This is a genomic window from Parafrankia sp. EUN1f, assembly GCF_000177675.1.
Taxonomy (GTDB): domain Bacteria; phylum Actinomycetota; class Actinomycetes; order Frankiales; family Frankiaceae; genus Parafrankia.
In genome coordinates, this window is record NZ_ADGX01000028.1 from 20,783 (window position 1) to 35,419 (window position 14,637).

At 71.1% G+C, this 14,637-nt stretch carries 11 protein-coding genes; 9 read left to right on the top strand and 2 right to left on the bottom strand.

Going from position 1 to position 14,637, the window contains the following annotated elements:
- Nucleotides 1–112 precede the first annotated feature (112 nt).
- Complete coding sequence (locus FREUN1FDRAFT_RS10930) at nucleotides 113–754, top strand: TetR/AcrR family transcriptional regulator (RefSeq protein WP_006540090.1); 642 nt, start codon at nucleotides 113–115, stop codon at nucleotides 752–754.
- Here FREUN1FDRAFT_RS10930 and FREUN1FDRAFT_RS10935 read toward each other — a convergent pair.
- Nucleotides 751–1,821: a LacI family DNA-binding transcriptional regulator gene (locus FREUN1FDRAFT_RS10935; protein WP_006540091.1), complete on the bottom strand. Its 1,071-nt coding sequence runs from the start codon at nucleotides 1,819–1,821 to the stop codon at nucleotides 751–753. The two genes, FREUN1FDRAFT_RS10930 and FREUN1FDRAFT_RS10935, sit on opposite strands and share 4 nt — an antisense overlap.
- Before the next feature lie 536 nt (nucleotides 1,822–2,357).
- On the opposite strand from FREUN1FDRAFT_RS10935, the gene FREUN1FDRAFT_RS10940 reads away from it, so the two are divergent.
- Nucleotides 2,358–3,260, top strand: a complete 903-nt coding sequence (locus FREUN1FDRAFT_RS10940; RefSeq protein WP_006540092.1) for a PaaX family transcriptional regulator C-terminal domain-containing protein — start codon at nucleotides 2,358–2,360, stop codon at nucleotides 3,258–3,260.
- 727 nt (nucleotides 3,261–3,987) lie between these two features.
- On the opposite strand, the gene FREUN1FDRAFT_RS10945 is transcribed toward FREUN1FDRAFT_RS10940, so the two are convergent.
- Nucleotides 3,988–4,836 (bottom strand): FadR/GntR family transcriptional regulator, encoded by an 849-nt coding sequence (locus tag FREUN1FDRAFT_RS10945; RefSeq protein ID WP_006540093.1) that lies wholly within the window; start codon nucleotides 4,834–4,836, stop codon nucleotides 3,988–3,990.
- Between the two features lie 1,227 nt (nucleotides 4,837–6,063).
- Here FREUN1FDRAFT_RS10945 and FREUN1FDRAFT_RS39670 point away from each other — a divergent pair.
- From FREUN1FDRAFT_RS39670 to mltG, 7 genes are all read left to right on the top strand, one after another.
- Nucleotides 6,064–7,230 carry an MHYT domain-containing protein gene (locus FREUN1FDRAFT_RS39670; protein WP_232295144.1) on the top strand — a complete coding sequence of 389 codons (1,167 nt, stop codon included), beginning with the start codon at nucleotides 6,064–6,066 and terminating at the stop codon, nucleotides 7,228–7,230.
- A 42-nt stretch (nucleotides 7,231–7,272) separates the two neighbouring features.
- A complete protein-coding gene (locus FREUN1FDRAFT_RS10955) occupies nucleotides 7,273–8,703 on the top strand; it encodes a replication-associated recombination protein A (protein ID WP_006540095.1) in 1,431 nt (476 codons plus the stop codon).
- A gap of 280 nt (nucleotides 8,704–8,983) precedes the next feature.
- On the top strand, nucleotides 8,984–9,481 hold the full coding sequence (locus FREUN1FDRAFT_RS10960) for a DUF948 domain-containing protein (protein ID WP_006540096.1): 498 nt from the start codon (nucleotides 8,984–8,986) through the stop codon (nucleotides 9,479–9,481).
- The gene (locus FREUN1FDRAFT_RS10965) at nucleotides 9,481–9,822 is read left to right on the top strand and encodes a DUF6167 family protein (RefSeq protein WP_006540097.1); all 342 of its coding nucleotides are present in this window, start codon (nucleotides 9,481–9,483) and stop codon (nucleotides 9,820–9,822) included. Before FREUN1FDRAFT_RS10960 ends, FREUN1FDRAFT_RS10965 begins: the two co-directional genes overlap by 1 nt.
- A gap of 94 nt (nucleotides 9,823–9,916) precedes the next feature.
- Nucleotides 9,917–12,559 carry an alanine--tRNA ligase gene (gene alaS, locus FREUN1FDRAFT_RS10970; protein WP_006540098.1) on the top strand — a complete coding sequence of 881 codons (2,643 nt, stop codon included), beginning with the start codon at nucleotides 9,917–9,919 and terminating at the stop codon, nucleotides 12,557–12,559.
- Complete coding sequence (gene ruvX, locus FREUN1FDRAFT_RS10975) at nucleotides 12,556–13,173, top strand: Holliday junction resolvase RuvX (protein ID WP_369809786.1); 618 nt, start codon at nucleotides 12,556–12,558, stop codon at nucleotides 13,171–13,173. The genes alaS and ruvX overlap by 4 nt, the downstream gene beginning before the upstream one ends.
- Nucleotides 13,170–14,636: an endolytic transglycosylase MltG gene (gene mltG / locus FREUN1FDRAFT_RS10980; RefSeq protein ID WP_006540100.1), complete on the top strand. Its 1,467-nt coding sequence runs from the start codon at nucleotides 13,170–13,172 to the stop codon at nucleotides 14,634–14,636. The genes ruvX and mltG overlap by 4 nt, the downstream gene beginning before the upstream one ends.
- The last annotated feature ends 1 nt before the right edge of the window (nucleotide 14,637 follow it).

Sequence of the window (14,637 nt, forward strand, 5' to 3'; positions counted from 1 at the left end):
TGGGCCCCGCCGATCTCGCCCGGACAGGTCCGTGAACTGCGGGATCGGTCTCGGTGCCGGCGGGAGTGGGCCGGGCCGGGCACATTTCCGGATCGGTGGGGAGAGGAAGATCATGGCGGTCGAGCTGGTGGATCACAGGGACGGAGTGAGCGCCGGTCGGGAGAAGCTGCGCGCCACCGCGTTGGATCTGTTTGCCGACAGAGGCGTCAGCGGAACCTCGCTCCAGATGATCGCGGACGCGATGGGTGTTACCAAAGCCGCCGTCTACCACCATTTCAGAAGCAAGGACGAGATCGTGCTCGCGGTGGTCCGGCCGGCGCTCGATCAGCTGGCGGAGGTGGCCGCCGTCGCGGAGAGCAAGCGGTCACGATCCGCACAGGTCGAGGCGGTGATCCTCGGCCTCGCCGATCTGGTCATCGAAAACCGGCCGTTGTACGGCCTGATACAGGGTGATCCGACCTGCGCGGCAATTCTGCGTGACCGCTCCGATTATCCCGCACTGGCGGAGCGCCTCATGACATTACTGACCGGCCCGCGTCCGGACGTCGGCGCGTTGATGGCGGCGGGGATGCTGCTGGCCGGCTTACGCGGCGCGGGGCTCGACCCACGAGTCACCGCGCTGGACGACGAACAGTTTCATCGCCATCTGGTGGACTGCTCCCACCGCCTCCTCCGGCCTCGGCGCCGGCCCGCGGGCGCCGCACCCTCGCCCGCACAGCCCGCACAGCCCGCACAGCCCGCACAGCCCGTCTAGACCGTCCGGCCGTCCCCGCCGACTCGGCGCGTGCTGTCCCGTTGGACGAGTGAGACGGGCAGCATGAGCTCGCGGGCGTGGGCGTCCTCGCCGACCATCTCGATCAGCAACCGCGCGGCCTCGGCTCCCAGCTGGTGCGGGTGGCGGCTCACCGAGGTGATGGACGGCTCGGTGAGCTCGGCCCAGGAGATCCCGTCGATGCCGATCACCAGCACGTCCTCGGGTACCCCGCGGCCCGCGTGGCGCATCGCCTGCGCGGCGCCGACGGCCTGGAGGTCGTTGGCGCAGAAGATCGCGTCGACCCGCGGATCCGAGGCGAGGATCTGGTCGGCGGCCCAGCGCCCCCCATCGATCGTGTAGTCGCTCGCGAGGGATCTCCAGGGGGGCAGGGAACGCCCCGCGACCTCCAGCTCGGCCCGGAAGCCGGACCGGCGTGCGCGGGCGGTCTCGAGGTGCTCCGGGCCGCGGATCATCGCGATGCGGCGCGCTCCCCGGTCGAGGATGTGCCTGGCCGCCGTCCGGCCGGCCTCCTCGTCGTCGGAGAAGACCCCGCCAGCGCCCGTCACCGCCAGGCGCTCGTCGCACACCACCACCGCGACACCGCTGTCCACCAGGTGCTGGACCTGATCGGTCTGGCCGGATGTCGAACAGACCAGGACACCGTCGGCGGCGCCCGCCAGGCGGTCGAGGTAGTCGGCCTCCCGCGCGGAGTCGAGATCGGCGCTGGCGAGGAACACCGCCCAGCCGAAGGTCTGCGCGACCGTCTCGACTCCGTGCGCGACCTGTGCGAAGAAGGGGTTCCGGGCGTCGGGGACGATGAGGCCGATCGCCTGTCGGGTCTGGGTCCGGGCCGCGCCGGTGGCTGTGCCCGGCCGATAGCCGAGCCGATGTGCGGCCGCCCGGATCCGTGCGCTGGATTCGCCGCTCACCGACCGGCGGCCCGCCAGGGCGTTGCTGACCGTGGCGACGCTGACGCCGGCCAGCGCCGCGACCTCCCGGATCGTGGCGGGCCGCTTCACCGTCGCCTCCCGGGACGTAACGCGCTCGATGTAGCGGTCGGTAGACATCGACTCCATTAAAGGTCGATGTCGCCCACGCGGAGGGTCGCGTCGGTCACGCTGCTCATCGGCAAGGCCAACAGTGCGTGATGTCCCGCTCGGTCCAAGGCTCTTTTGACTTGCTCTTAAGGCTCGCTTAGGGCGGCGGTGATGTCCTCGGGGAGTCGGTCCGAGCGGCATCCCCGGCCCACCCGGCGGAGGTATCCCCCCACCCTCCGGCGGGTTCCCGGCCCGGGTCGTGGTCCGTCCCAACCACGACCCGGGCCACGACCGAGCCACAACCGGGCCACGACCGGTGGCGGTGACCAGGCGGCTTCTCCAGCCCGTACGTGGTCGCGGAAAGCACCGATCTCCTGCGCTCTCGGTGACCGATGGCATCGAGACCACAGGAGATCCGGACCAAGGGCACGGAACGCCCCGGAGGGCTCGTAAAATTTGATGACGTGACAGCGCCTACGCGGCTTGCTGGTCGCGACCGCGATCCGGGTCGTGGCCGGCGCTCCGCTGTCCGAGGGCCCCATCTTCAGCTGGCGAGCGAGAGTCTGGTGCACGTACCACCGGCCGAGCTCGTCGATCTGCCCCGCGTGCAGGCCGGAGCGCAGCCGCAGCATCTGCTGACAACCCTGCTCGGGGACTACTGGGTCGACCGTCTCGAGCACATCCCGTCCGTCGTGCTCGTCAGCCTGCTCGCGGATTTCGAGGTCAGCACGGTCGGGGCGAGAGCCGCGCTGAGCCGGCTGTCCCGGCGCGGTCTCCTCGAATCCTCCAGGATCGGGCGGAACACCTACTACGGTCTGGCTCCGGACGCCTGCGCGGCCATCCGGGTGTCGATGAACCGGATCCTCACGTTCGGCCTTCGCCACGATCCGTGGGATGGGCGTTGGACGGTGGCGTCCTTCTCGATCCCCGAGGGGCAGCGGGACGTCCGGCACGCGGTGCGAGCGAGGCTGCGCTGGCTCGGCTTCGCCCCGCTCTATGACGGCATGTGGGTGACACCGCGTCTTGTCGGCGAGGCGGCGCGCCGGGTGTTCGCGGAGCTGGGCGTCACAGCCTCGACCGTTCTGATCACAACATCGGAGGCCCGCCGCACGGACCCGCGCCCACCCATGGCCGCCTGGGACCTCAGTGAGCTGGCCCGCGCCTACGAGGATTTCATCAGCGCCTACGAGCCGCTGCTGGAACGAGTCCGCAGTGGGGACGTCCACGGTGCCGAGGCGTTGGCCGCCCGTACCGCGGTGATGGAGTCCTGGGCTCGTTTCCCCACCCTCGATCCGGACCTGCCGATCGAGCTCCTTCCCGGCGGCTGGCCGCGGCGCGAGGCTCGGACTGTCTTCGCCGAGGTCTACGACGGCCTGGCGGCCCCGGCCGCGAGCCGCGTCCGCGAGCTGCTCGCCGCCGTCTCGCCGGACCTCGCTGATCTGGTGCGCGTGCACCGGGCCGTCGGCTGACCGCCTGGCGCATACGCACTGATCACACCACGGCCGGAACTCGAAGGGCTGAGGCCTTTCGTCGTTCTGCCCCGTCCCGACCCGCGGTTTGCCGTCGGGCAGGACCTGGGGATTCTGGTCGCTGGAACGACCAGAATCCTCGGCTCTTCGGACTCATGGTCCCGCCCCGTCCCGACCCACGGTTTGCCGTCGGGCAGGACCTGGGGATTCTGGTCGCTGGAACGACCGAAATCCTCGGCTCTTCGGACTCGTAGCCGCGCCGCCCCGCCCCGCCCCGCCTTGCGATGGCAACCCTGACCATGGGCCCGTGAGATGGAAAAGGCGCACTGCTCGTGAATGCACCGTGGATGCCCGGCAGCCGGTACCGCCGCCGGGTGACACTGCTGGTCGGAAGAAATAGTCGTCCGAAGGTGTGGCTGTTCGCCGCGACGGCCGCTTCACCGCGGCCAGCACGCCGCCCGGCCACCGATGTCGTCGGTGATTGCGACATCGGTGGCGCGTCACGACACACGTGACGCCGAACCAGCCTCCGTGGCGTGAACTACTCGTCGCGGGCCGGGGCTTCGTTGCGCACCATGGCCGGCTGTGCCACCCGTCGTGGTCTGCATTGCCGGCCACGACGGGTGGCACGCCTCAGTGCCATCGGAAGACAACTGCTTTCGGCGTCCGCAAAAACGCCTGTCCGGGAGCGGACCGGTGGCGTGGCCACCGGAACCTGACATCGATGTCAGTGCCTATGGGCTGTTGCTTCTTCGACATGTCGCCGGATGCACGATCGGGCGAGGTGCTCGGCGAGAGCGCCCTCCCCGCGGGTGATCGCGTCGACGATCTCGGCGTGAAGCGGGTGCTGCCACCACTGCCCGAGCCGCTCGGTCTCGTCATGCGGGTGTGCGAGGTCGGCAAGCACCCGGATGAACAACTCCGCTGCCGGATTGCCGGCGAGCCGGGCGATTTCCAGGTGCAGCAGTACGGACGCCTCGCCGGGCGTTCCCGCGGTGACCGGACCGGAACGCGCGCCGACCGATCGGGAGCGGGCCCGTGGGCTGGCGGCCCTGGCGCCGGGTGCCGTGGGCTCCAGCGCGCCACGCAGCCGGGTGAGGCCCGCGGTGTCGATCTGCTCGGAGAGCCGGCGGACGGCGACCGCCTCGAGGGCCGACCAGGTCTCACAGAGGTGCTCAGGCCGGGCCCGGGCGAAGTCCAGGTAGACCCGGGCGACGTCACGGACACCGTCATGGTCGGGCGCGGTCACGACGAGACCACCACCCGGGCCCGGACGGGGCCGCGCGACCCAGCGGCTTTCCAGTAGCCGCACCGCTTCCCGCAGCACGGACCGGCCCACCTGGTAGCGCTCCATGAGCTGGGCCTCCGAGCCGAGGCCCTCCCCGACCGGCCAGCCGCGTCGGATGATCTCCAGCTCGATGGTGCGGGCCAGCCTGGACGCGAGCGTGCGCTGGCCCAGTCTGGAGGTGAACTCCCCGGGCCCGCCGACCGCGAGACTGACGGCACTGTCATCGAGGTGGTGGCCGTTGTCCAGGTGCCCGCCGTTGTGATGGCCGCCGGGGCGATGCCCGGGCATGGGACGACGGTTCGTGGTGGGCCGACCACCGGTGGCGTGCCCACCGATGCCCGTCGCGGATACTGGTGCCCCCCCGCGTGGAGCGCTTCGTACCGGACCGTGGGGGGCGCCGGGCACAGCATTCCGGCTGATCGGCGATAGACCGTCAGACACTGCTCTTCCTCCGGATGTACTCGTTAGCCCGCGTGGACATTCCGACGCGGCCATGACTGCTCCGACGGCGGGCTGTCATCCTCGCCGCTGACGCGCTGTCGCGGTCGGGGCCAGGTGACACCCACAGTGTGATGAGTTTCCTTTCCGGCTGTGTTCCACGCCGCCCCCGGAGAGTTCCCGGTTCCCGGCGCTGGCCTTTGCCCCCCGGCCTCGGCAGCGTGTTCCAGATAAGGGCCTCCAGTCAACCGATTGCAGCTACCCGTGTGGGCGCAGCAGGCGACTCATTGGCATCTGCGCAGGTCCTGCGGTCGGTGCCATGGTGGCCCAGAAGCGTCATCGGACGATGCACGCGCAGCAGGGAATGCATCTACCTCTGCGGTTTCCACTGGCGATGCTGGCTTCTACCAGCACCCGGTGGCCGGCTTGGGGAGCCGAGGCAGGTCGGCCGGTTCGGTGCGACGTCCTTCTGGACGTGTGTCCCATCCCATCGGCGAACGCGGACGCGGCTGGCACCTCTGGGCCAGGCGCATCCCCCATGTCGCTTCATGTCGCAAATCCCGACGGCTCCGCGACGGCCAATACGCGCGACCGGGGGCGCACCCCCACCGCCTGTCGCAGCCAGTCGCGGCGCATTTCACGCCCGGATTCGGTGGTTGTCGACGGAACGTCGCCCACGGCGCCTCGGGCGGCGCTGAACAATCCTGCTACGAATACCCTGCCCGCGTGCATGTGAATAACATTCGACGGCCCCTGGCGGCAGGCGGAATTCAGACCGCATGATGGTCGCGAAGAGTAGTTGATAACTACTTAGGGTGATTGAATTTCCGGGATCTTGCCACGGACGATCTCTCCGCAAGGGCCGTCTGGGGTGTCACCGGCAGGACTGAAGTCCCTAATTTGATCATCAGTGTCACGGAAAGTAGTCAGGTGCACCACTTAGGCATAATCAGATGACTCATTGCCGCTATCTGAGAACTTGTGTTAGGAATGGGCGTCTTTTCGCTTGCCCTATGGGGGGAACAATTGATCACGGCGCAGGTCGCCCATCAACACGCGAGCCAGGACCCGCTCTTTGTGGCGGTCTCCGTGCTGCTCGCCGCGATCGGCTCGTTCGCCGCGCTGGTCTGCTCGATGCGTGTGCCCTATGCGGTCGGCCGAGCCCGGCTTACCTGGACCGCGCTGGCGGCGGTGTCGCTCGGCGGCGGCGCGGTGTGGTCCATGCACTTCATCGGGATGATCGGTTACCAGGTCGCGGACCGCGACCCACGCTACGACATGCCGCTCACAGGCCTGTCGCTGTTGATCGCGATAGTTTTCTCCGCGGTGGGCCTTTCCGTGGTCGCCCGGCATCCGGACAGCGTGCTGCGCCTGGTGGCCGGGGGAGTGATCGCGGGTCTCGGCGTTGCCGCCATGCACTACACCGGTATGGCGGCCATGCACGTCGGCAGCGAGGTCACCTATCGACCCACGCTGGTGGCACTGTCCATCGCCATCGCGATCGTTGCCGCGCTCGCGGCGCTGTGGATCGCGTTCCAGGTGGTGACCGCCTGGCATGTGGTGGTCGCTTCAGCGATCATGGCCGTGGCGGTGTGCGGAATGCACTACACGGCCATGGCTGCGACGCGGGTTTCGGCGACAGCCCTTCCCGAACCGGTATCGGGTGCGGACCCGATCACGCTCGCCCTTCTGGTCTGTGTGATCGCTTTTTCGGTGCTCGCGGTCGTAATCTTCGCGGCGCTCGGCGGGGTGACGTATGCCGACCCCTTCACGCGGGCGCGGGCGGGCCGGGAGAGCCAGCCGTACCGGGAGAGCCAGCATCGCCGTGGTCGGACCGCTGCCCCGGCGGCACCCGACGCGGCGCCGTCCTGGGCGGGTACCGGCGCACCGCGGTCCGGTCCGGCGGCGTGGTCCGGCTCGGCTGGGCAGCCTGATCGAGCGGGGCAGCCTGGTCGAACCGAGCCAGCTGGTCGAACCGAGCCAGCTGGTCGAACCGAGCCAGCTGGTCGAACCGAGACGGCTGCCTGGGCTGAGCGGCCCGGCCCGCCGCAGGTCGCGGTGCCGCCGAGTGCGCCGGTGCCGCCGAGTGCACCGGTACAGCCAAGTGCACCGGTACAGCCGAGTGCACAGGGGCAGCCGGCCTGGCCGGATTGGCCCGACTGGTCGCAAGGAGTCGATCCGGCCGGTGTGAGGCCGTCGACCGAATGGACCGGCACGGCCGGCGCCTACCCCTCCGGTTCCTGATCGCCGAACCGGCGGCGGGCTGGCGGGCCGTACGGTACGTGAGTGAGCCTCTTCGACGCCGACGTGACGGACACGCTGGCCGCGTCGGGCCCGCTCGCCGCCCGGCTGCGTCCGCGCAGTCTCGACGAGGTCGTCGGGCAGCGCCACCTGCTCGCCGAGGGCAGCCCGCTGCGTCGTCTGGTCGAGGGTGGTGGCACGACCTCGGTCGTGCTGTGGGGGCCGCCTGGGACGGGCAAGACCACGTTGGCGCACATCGTCTCCCGGGCCACCCGCCGCCGGTTCCGGGAGCTGTCCGCCGTCACCGCGGGCGTCAAGGATGTCCGGGCCGTGATCGACGAGGCCCGGGACACGTTGTTCATGTCGGGTGTGCGGACCGTCCTGTTCATCGACGAGGTGCACCGCTTCACCCGGACCCAGCAGGACGCCCTCCTCCCGTCGGTGGAGAAGGGCTGGGTGACCCTGGTCGCCGCGACAACGGAGAATCCGTTCTTCAGCGTCGTCGCGCCGCTGCTTTCCCGGTCGCTGCTGCTCACGCTCGAACCGTTGTCCGACGCGGACATCGCGGATCTGGTCGAGCGTGCCGTCGCTGATCCGCGCGGGTACGGCGGCCGCCTCACGCTCACCGAGGAAGCCCGTGACCACCTGGTGCGGCTGTCGGGCGGTGACGGCCGGCGCGCGCTCACCGCGCTGGAGGCGGGAGCGGAGGCTGCTCTGGCCGCGGCCCGCGGCGTCGACACCGGCGGTCCTGACGCCGACGCCGACGCGGGCATCGACACAGCCGATGGTGGTGACAGCGTTGGTGAAGCGGTCCCGCTCCGGTTGGAGCTGTTGGAGCGGGCGGTCGACCGGTCGGCGGTCCGGTACGACCGGGAGGGCGATCAGCACTACGACGTGGTGAGTGCGTTCATCAAGTCGATGCGCGGCGGCGACGTCGACGCGGCACTGCACTATCTGGCCAGGATGCTCGAAGCGGGTGAGGATCCGCGGTTCGTGGCCCGCCGTATGATCATCCTGGCCAGCGAGGACGTCGGTATGGCCGACCCGGGTGCCCTGGGTGTCGCGGTCTCGGCCGCCCAGGCCCTGGAGCTGGTCGGGCTGCCGGAGGCCCGTCTCGCGCTGGCCCAGGCGGTGATCCACCTGACGCTCGCGCCGAAGTCGAACACGGTCATCACCGCGATCGACGCCGCCACGGCTGACGTGCGGGCGGGTCGGCTCGGTCCCGTCCCGTCGCATCTGCGTGACGCCCACTACCGCGGTGCCGCCCGGCTGGGCCACGGCGCGGGCTACCGGTATCCGCACGATTACCCGGACGGGGTGGTCCGTCAGCAGTACGCACCGGACGTCCTCGCCGGGTCGGACTACTACCGCCCGACCGGGCACGGTTTCGAGCGGCGGGCCACCGAGCGGGTCGAGTTCCTGCGCGGCGTCCTGCGCGGACGCCCTCCCGAGCCTCCGGCGGACCCGGCGGGCTGAATCGGGGCGTGGCCCCCGCCCGGACCCCGCACGGTCCGGGACGGACACGGACGGCCCGGGGGTTACCGGAGGTCTGCGCGTCCTGGTCGGTAAGGTCACTGACGAGCAGCATCGGCACGCCGGTCGGACCCGTTCGGCCGCAGGCGCGCCTGAGGGCGGGTGGGCGGTCACCTCGACGTCACCCGCGAGCGGTGTGATTCGGCGGGGCACGGCCAGGCGTCATCCAGATGGCGGGTGTCGTCTGGGCAAGGCGTTACCGAAAACAATGGAGGCGAAGCACATGTCCGGTGGTGCGGTCGCGGGCCTGATCGCCTCGGGGGCGTTCGCGGTGCTCGTGCTCTTCGCCTGTTATGTCCTGTTCAAGCTCGGCAAGATCTTCGACGAGGCCGCTGCCCGGGTGCGGCAGACCGGTGTCGTCATCGACGAGGGCACCGCTCGGGTGCGGCAGGCGGGTGCGACCGTTGACGAGGTGAACGTCGCGCTCGCGCACGTGAACAAGGAACTGGAGCGGATCGACGCGATCACGGCGAACGTGCAGACGGTGACCACCAACGTCTCGTCCCTGACGTCGATCTTCGCCGCGACGCTGGGCGGCCCCGTCGTGCGGGTGGCCGCGTTCAGCTACGGCGTGCGCCAGGCGGTCGCCAAGCGGACGAAGGCGGACGTCACGGCTCGGGTCTCCGCTCAGATGAAGGCGGAGAAGGCACAGCGGCGGTCCGCCCGGCGCGCGCCCGAGACCACCGCGGTCGGCGCTGACGGCCGAGGCGGTGGCCGCTGATGGTCACCCGGGTCTTCTACGTCGCGCTGGGCGCGGCCACCGGTGTGCTCGTGGTGCGCCAGGTGGCACGTGCCGTGTCGGCGCTCACGCCGACGAGCCTGGCGGGCTCTCTCGTAGAGTCGATGCGGGAGTTCGCCGCCGACGTGGCCCAGGCCATGGCCGAACGGGAGGAGGAGATCCGCTCCGCGTTGGGTCTCGACGAGCTTGAGGAGCCCGGGCAGCCGGGTGACCTGGCTGGTGGCGAGCCGTCCGGAAGCGGTCAGCACCTCGCCGCCCCGGCGCCCGTCGGCTTTGATCCGGAGCAGACGATGCGCCTGGTGCCGGGGGCACGCAGGCCCTGATCTCCCATCCGGCGGCGGCCGATCCCGGCTGCGGAGCCGGCGCCGGCCGCCCGGCTGGCCGACACATCCCGACAACCCTGGACGACGTGAACCGATGGACACGGCCGAGATCCGCCGCCGCTTTCTGAACCACTTCTCCGAGCGGGGTCACACCGTGGTCCCGAGCGCGTCCCTGGTGGCGCAGGACCCGACGCTGCTGCTGGTCAACGCCGGCATGGTGCCGTTCAAGCCCTATTTCGTCGGCGACCTCACCGCGCCGTGGAGCCGCGCGACCAGCGTGCAGAAGTGCGTGCGGACCGTGGACATCGAGAACGTCGGGCGCACCGCCCGGCACGCCTCGTTCTTCCAGATGTGCGGGAACTTCTCCTTCGGTGACTACTTCAAGGCCGAGGCGATCCCGTTCGCCTTCGAGCTCGTCACCGAGGGGTACGGCTTCAACCCCGACGACCTGTGGGCCACCGTCTACCTCGACGACGACGAGGCCGAGTCGATCTGGCGCACCCTGCTGCCCGCCGAGCGGATCCAGCGCCGGGGCAAGAAGGACAACTTCTGGTCGATGGGTGTGCCGGGCCCGTGCGGCCCGTGCAGCGAGATCTACTTCGACCGCGGGCCCGAATACGGGCGCGACGGCGGCCCGGAGGCGGACGAGGACCGCTACCTGGAGATCTGGAACCTCGTTTTCATGCAGTACGCGCGAGGCGAGGGCAGCGAGTACGGCTACGAGATCGTCGGGGACCTGCCGGCCCGCAACATCGACACCGGCATGGGTCTCGAGCGGATGGCGACGATCCTGCAGGGCGTCGAGAACCTCTACGAGATCGACATCTCCCGCCCGGTGCTGGACGCCGCCGGCCGGCTCACCGGCGCCCGCTACGGCGCGGACCCGGCCGCGGACGTCCGCCTGAGGGTCGTCGCCGACCACACGCGCACCGCCGCGATGCTCATCTCGGACGGGGTCTCCCCGTCCAACGAGGGCCGCGGCTACGTGCTGCGCCGGATGCTGCGCCGGGCGGTTCGTGACGCCCGCCTGCTGGGGGCCCGCGAGCCGGTGATGGCGGAGCTGCTCGCCGAGGTCCGCCAGGCGATGGGGCCGATCTACCCGGAGCTGGTCGACCAGGCCGAGGCGATCACCGCAGTCGCGGTCGCGGAGGAGACCGCCTTCCTGGAGACGCTGCGGACCGGGACCACCTTGTTCGACACCGCGGTGACCCAGGCCCGCTCCAGCGGGTCGGCGCAGCTCAGCGGCGAGTCCGCGTTCCGGCTGCATGACACCTACGGGTTCCCCATCGACCTGACCATCGACATGGCCGCCGACGCGGGGCTCACCGTCGACGAGGCCGGCTTCCGTCGGCTCATGGAACGCCAGCGCCAGGCGGCGAAGGCGGACCGGGCCTCCCGGCGTATCGGGAACCTGGACCTGTCGGCCTTCCGCCCGATTCTGGCCGCCTCCGGGCCCACCACCTTCACCGGCTACACCGAGCTGACGCGGGAGTCCGGCGTCGTCGGCATCGTCGGCATCGGCGACGGCAGCAGCCGTGTCGCGGTCGGCGAGGGCGAGGAGGTCGGCATCGTCCTGGACACGACGCCCTTCTACGCCGAGGGCGGTGGCCAGGAGGCGGACCTCGGTGTGATCCGCTTCGACGGCGGTGAGTGCGAGGTCCTCGACGTCCAGCGGCCGGTGGCCGACCTGGTCATGCACCGGGTGAAGGTGCTGCGCGGGGAGCTGCGGGTCGGTGCGGACGTCGCCGTCGAGGTCGACGTGGAGCGGCGGCGTGCCGTTTCCCGCTCGCACACCGCCACGCACCTCGTCCACACCGCGTTCCGCCGCGCGCTGGGCGAGTCGGCGACCCAGGCGGGCTCGCTGAACTCGCCGGGCCGGCTGCGCTTCGACTTCCACGCGCTCGGCGCGGTGCCCGACTCGGTCCTCGCCGACGTCGAGGACGAGGTCAACGAGGTCGCGCTGCGCGACCTGGAGGTTCGCTGGTACGTCACCACCCAGGCGGAGGCCCGCCGGTTGGGGGCGATGGCGCTGTTCGGCGAGAAGTACGGCGACCAGGTCCGGGTGGTGGACGTCGGCGACTACGCCCGCGAACTGTGCGGTGGTACGCACGTGTCCAGCTCCGCCCAGCTGGGCGCGATCAAGCTCCTGTCCGAGTCGTCCATCTCCGCCGGGACACGCCGGGTGGAGGCGCTGGTCGGCATCGACGCCTTCCGGTTCCTGGCCCGTGAGCACGTGCTCGTCTCGCAGCTGTCGACCGCGCTGAAGGCCCGCCCGGACGAGCTCACCGACCGGGTCGCCGACATCGTGGGCCGGCTGCGTGACGCGGAGCGGGAGCTGGAGCGGCTGCGGGCGCAGGCCGTGCTGGCCGGGGCCGCGGCGCTCGCCGCCGGCGCGGAGGCCGTCGGTGAGGTCGCGCTCGTGACGGCCCAGGTGCCGGCCGGCACACCCGCGGACGACGTCCGGTTGCTGGCGCTGGATATCCGGGGCCGGCTGGCCGGGCGCCCGGCGGTGGTCGTGGTGACCGAGGCCGAGGGGGCCGCCATCGTGGTCGCGACCGATGACGCCGCCCGTGGGCGCGGGCTGCGCGCCGGCGACCTGATCCGCCAGTCCTGGGCCGCGCTCGGGGGCAAGGGCGGCGGCAAGCCCGACGTCGCGCAGGGCGGCCGGGGCGACGCTTCCATGATCCCGAAGGTCTTCGCCCGGATCCGCGAGCTGGTCGCCGACCAGGGCGCGTGAGCGACACCCCGGTGCCCGGGCCGGCCCCCGCTGCCGCGCCCGACCCCGGTGCCGGTGCCGGCGCCGGGGTGGAGGCCGGCGCGGCGAGGGAGGCGGACCAGGTGCCGCCCCGCGCCGAGGAGCCCGGCCGAGGCGTCCGGATCGGCGTCGATGTCGGTTCCGTGCGGGTAGGGGTCGCGGCGAGTGATCCGGACGGTCTGCTGGCCGTGCCGGTCACCACGCTGCGTCGGGATGCGTCAGGTCGTCGTCACAAGGACGTCGACGAGCTTGCCGACATCGTTCGGGACAGGCACGCTGTCGAGGTTGTCGTCGGTCTGCCGCGTCAGCTCTCTGGTGAGGAGGGTGAGGCGGTCCGCCGCGCACGGCAGTACGCCGAGGTGCTGTCGACGCGTGTCGCGCCCGTACCGGTCCGTCTCGTTGACGAGCGGCTCACCACGGTCGTGGCTCATCGCCGCATGGCTGAGCGCGGACTGCGATCGCGGGCCCGTCGTGAGCTTGTGGATCAGGAGGCAGCGGTGCAGATCCTCCAGCACCACCTGGACATCCGCCGGGCCCGGGAAGCGGCCAGCCGGGCCGCGTCGGACGGTGCCGCGCGGCCGCAGGATTCGGTGTGAGCCGCGGCGCGGACGGATTCGACGGCCTGTTCGGCGGCGCCGCTGGCGACGAGTACGACGACTTCGAGGAGCGCCGGCGCCGTGAGGGGCGCCGACGCGCCGGTGCGGCGTCCGGGCCCGGCCGGCGTCGGCCGGCGTCGGGAACCGGCCCGCAGGCCGCGTCAGCCGCCGCCGGTGGCCGGGGCGTCCGCGGCGACGGTTCCTACGACGACGCCGACGGCTATGACGACGGGCCCTACGACGCCTACGACGGCGCTGAGGGCTACGACGGCGACGACTACGACGACGACGGGTCCTACGACGACGGTGAGGACGGCTACGACGACGACCCGTCCGGTGGCGGTGACGGTCGCGGCGCCGGCCGCCGCGGTCGCGGTGGGCCGGACGGCGCCCGGGAGCGCCGGTCGGGCAGCGCGCTGCCGCGGCTCATCGGTGTCCTGGTCGTGGTCGCCGTGCTTCTCGGCGCGGGGATCATCGGTGTCGGCAAGGTCATCGGCCGGATCGGTGGCGAGGCCGCCGCGGACTATGCCGGCGGGGGTGAGGGCATCGTCGTCATCCAGATCCCCGCGGGTGCCACCTCGTCCGAAATCGCCGCCACGCTCGTCAAGGCCGATGTCGTGGCGAGCCGGCAGGCCTTCGTGAACGTGGCGACCCGGGACAGCCGAGCCCTGTCGATCCAGCCGGGCACCTACCGGCTGCGCGAGAAGATGAGCGCGGCCTCGGCGCTGGACGCGCTGCTGGACGACGCGTCCTCGGCGCTGTTCCGCTACACCATCAACCCGGGGGACACGGTCCGGAAGGTCCTCCAGGAGCTCTCCGCGCGGACCGGCCGGCCGATGGCCGAGCTGGAGGCGCTGGCCAAGGATCCCAGCTCGCTGGGGCTGCCCGACTACGCGAGCAACACGTTGGAGGGCTACATCTTTCCGTCCACGTACGACGTGGCCCCGGGCACCGACCCGACCGACGTGCTCAAGGACGCCGTCGCGCGGTTCAACGCCTACGCGCAGAAGGTCGACCTCGTCGCCCAGGCCAGGGCGCTGGGCCAGACACCGCACGACATCGTCGTCATCGCCTCCATCATCGAGAAGGAGGTCGCGAACAAGGACGAGGGTCCCAAGGTGGCCCGGGTCATCTACAACCGGCTGGCGGACGACTCCGGCGGCTTCCGGCGGCTCGACATGGACTCGACCACGCGGTACGCGATGAACGAGTACGAGGGCAGGCTGACCCAGGAGCAGCTGCGCAGCAACAACCCGTACAACACCCGGGCCGTCGCGGGGCTCCCGCCCGGAGCGATCGCCAGCCCCAGCACGTGGGCGGTGGAGTCGGCGCTCAAGCCGGCGGACGGGCCCTGGTTCTACTTCGTCTCCATGCCCCAGACCCACGAGACCAGGTTCGCCGCCACCCAGGCGGAGTTCGACGAGGCGATGGCGGAGTACCACCGCCAGGGAGGATCGGAGTAGG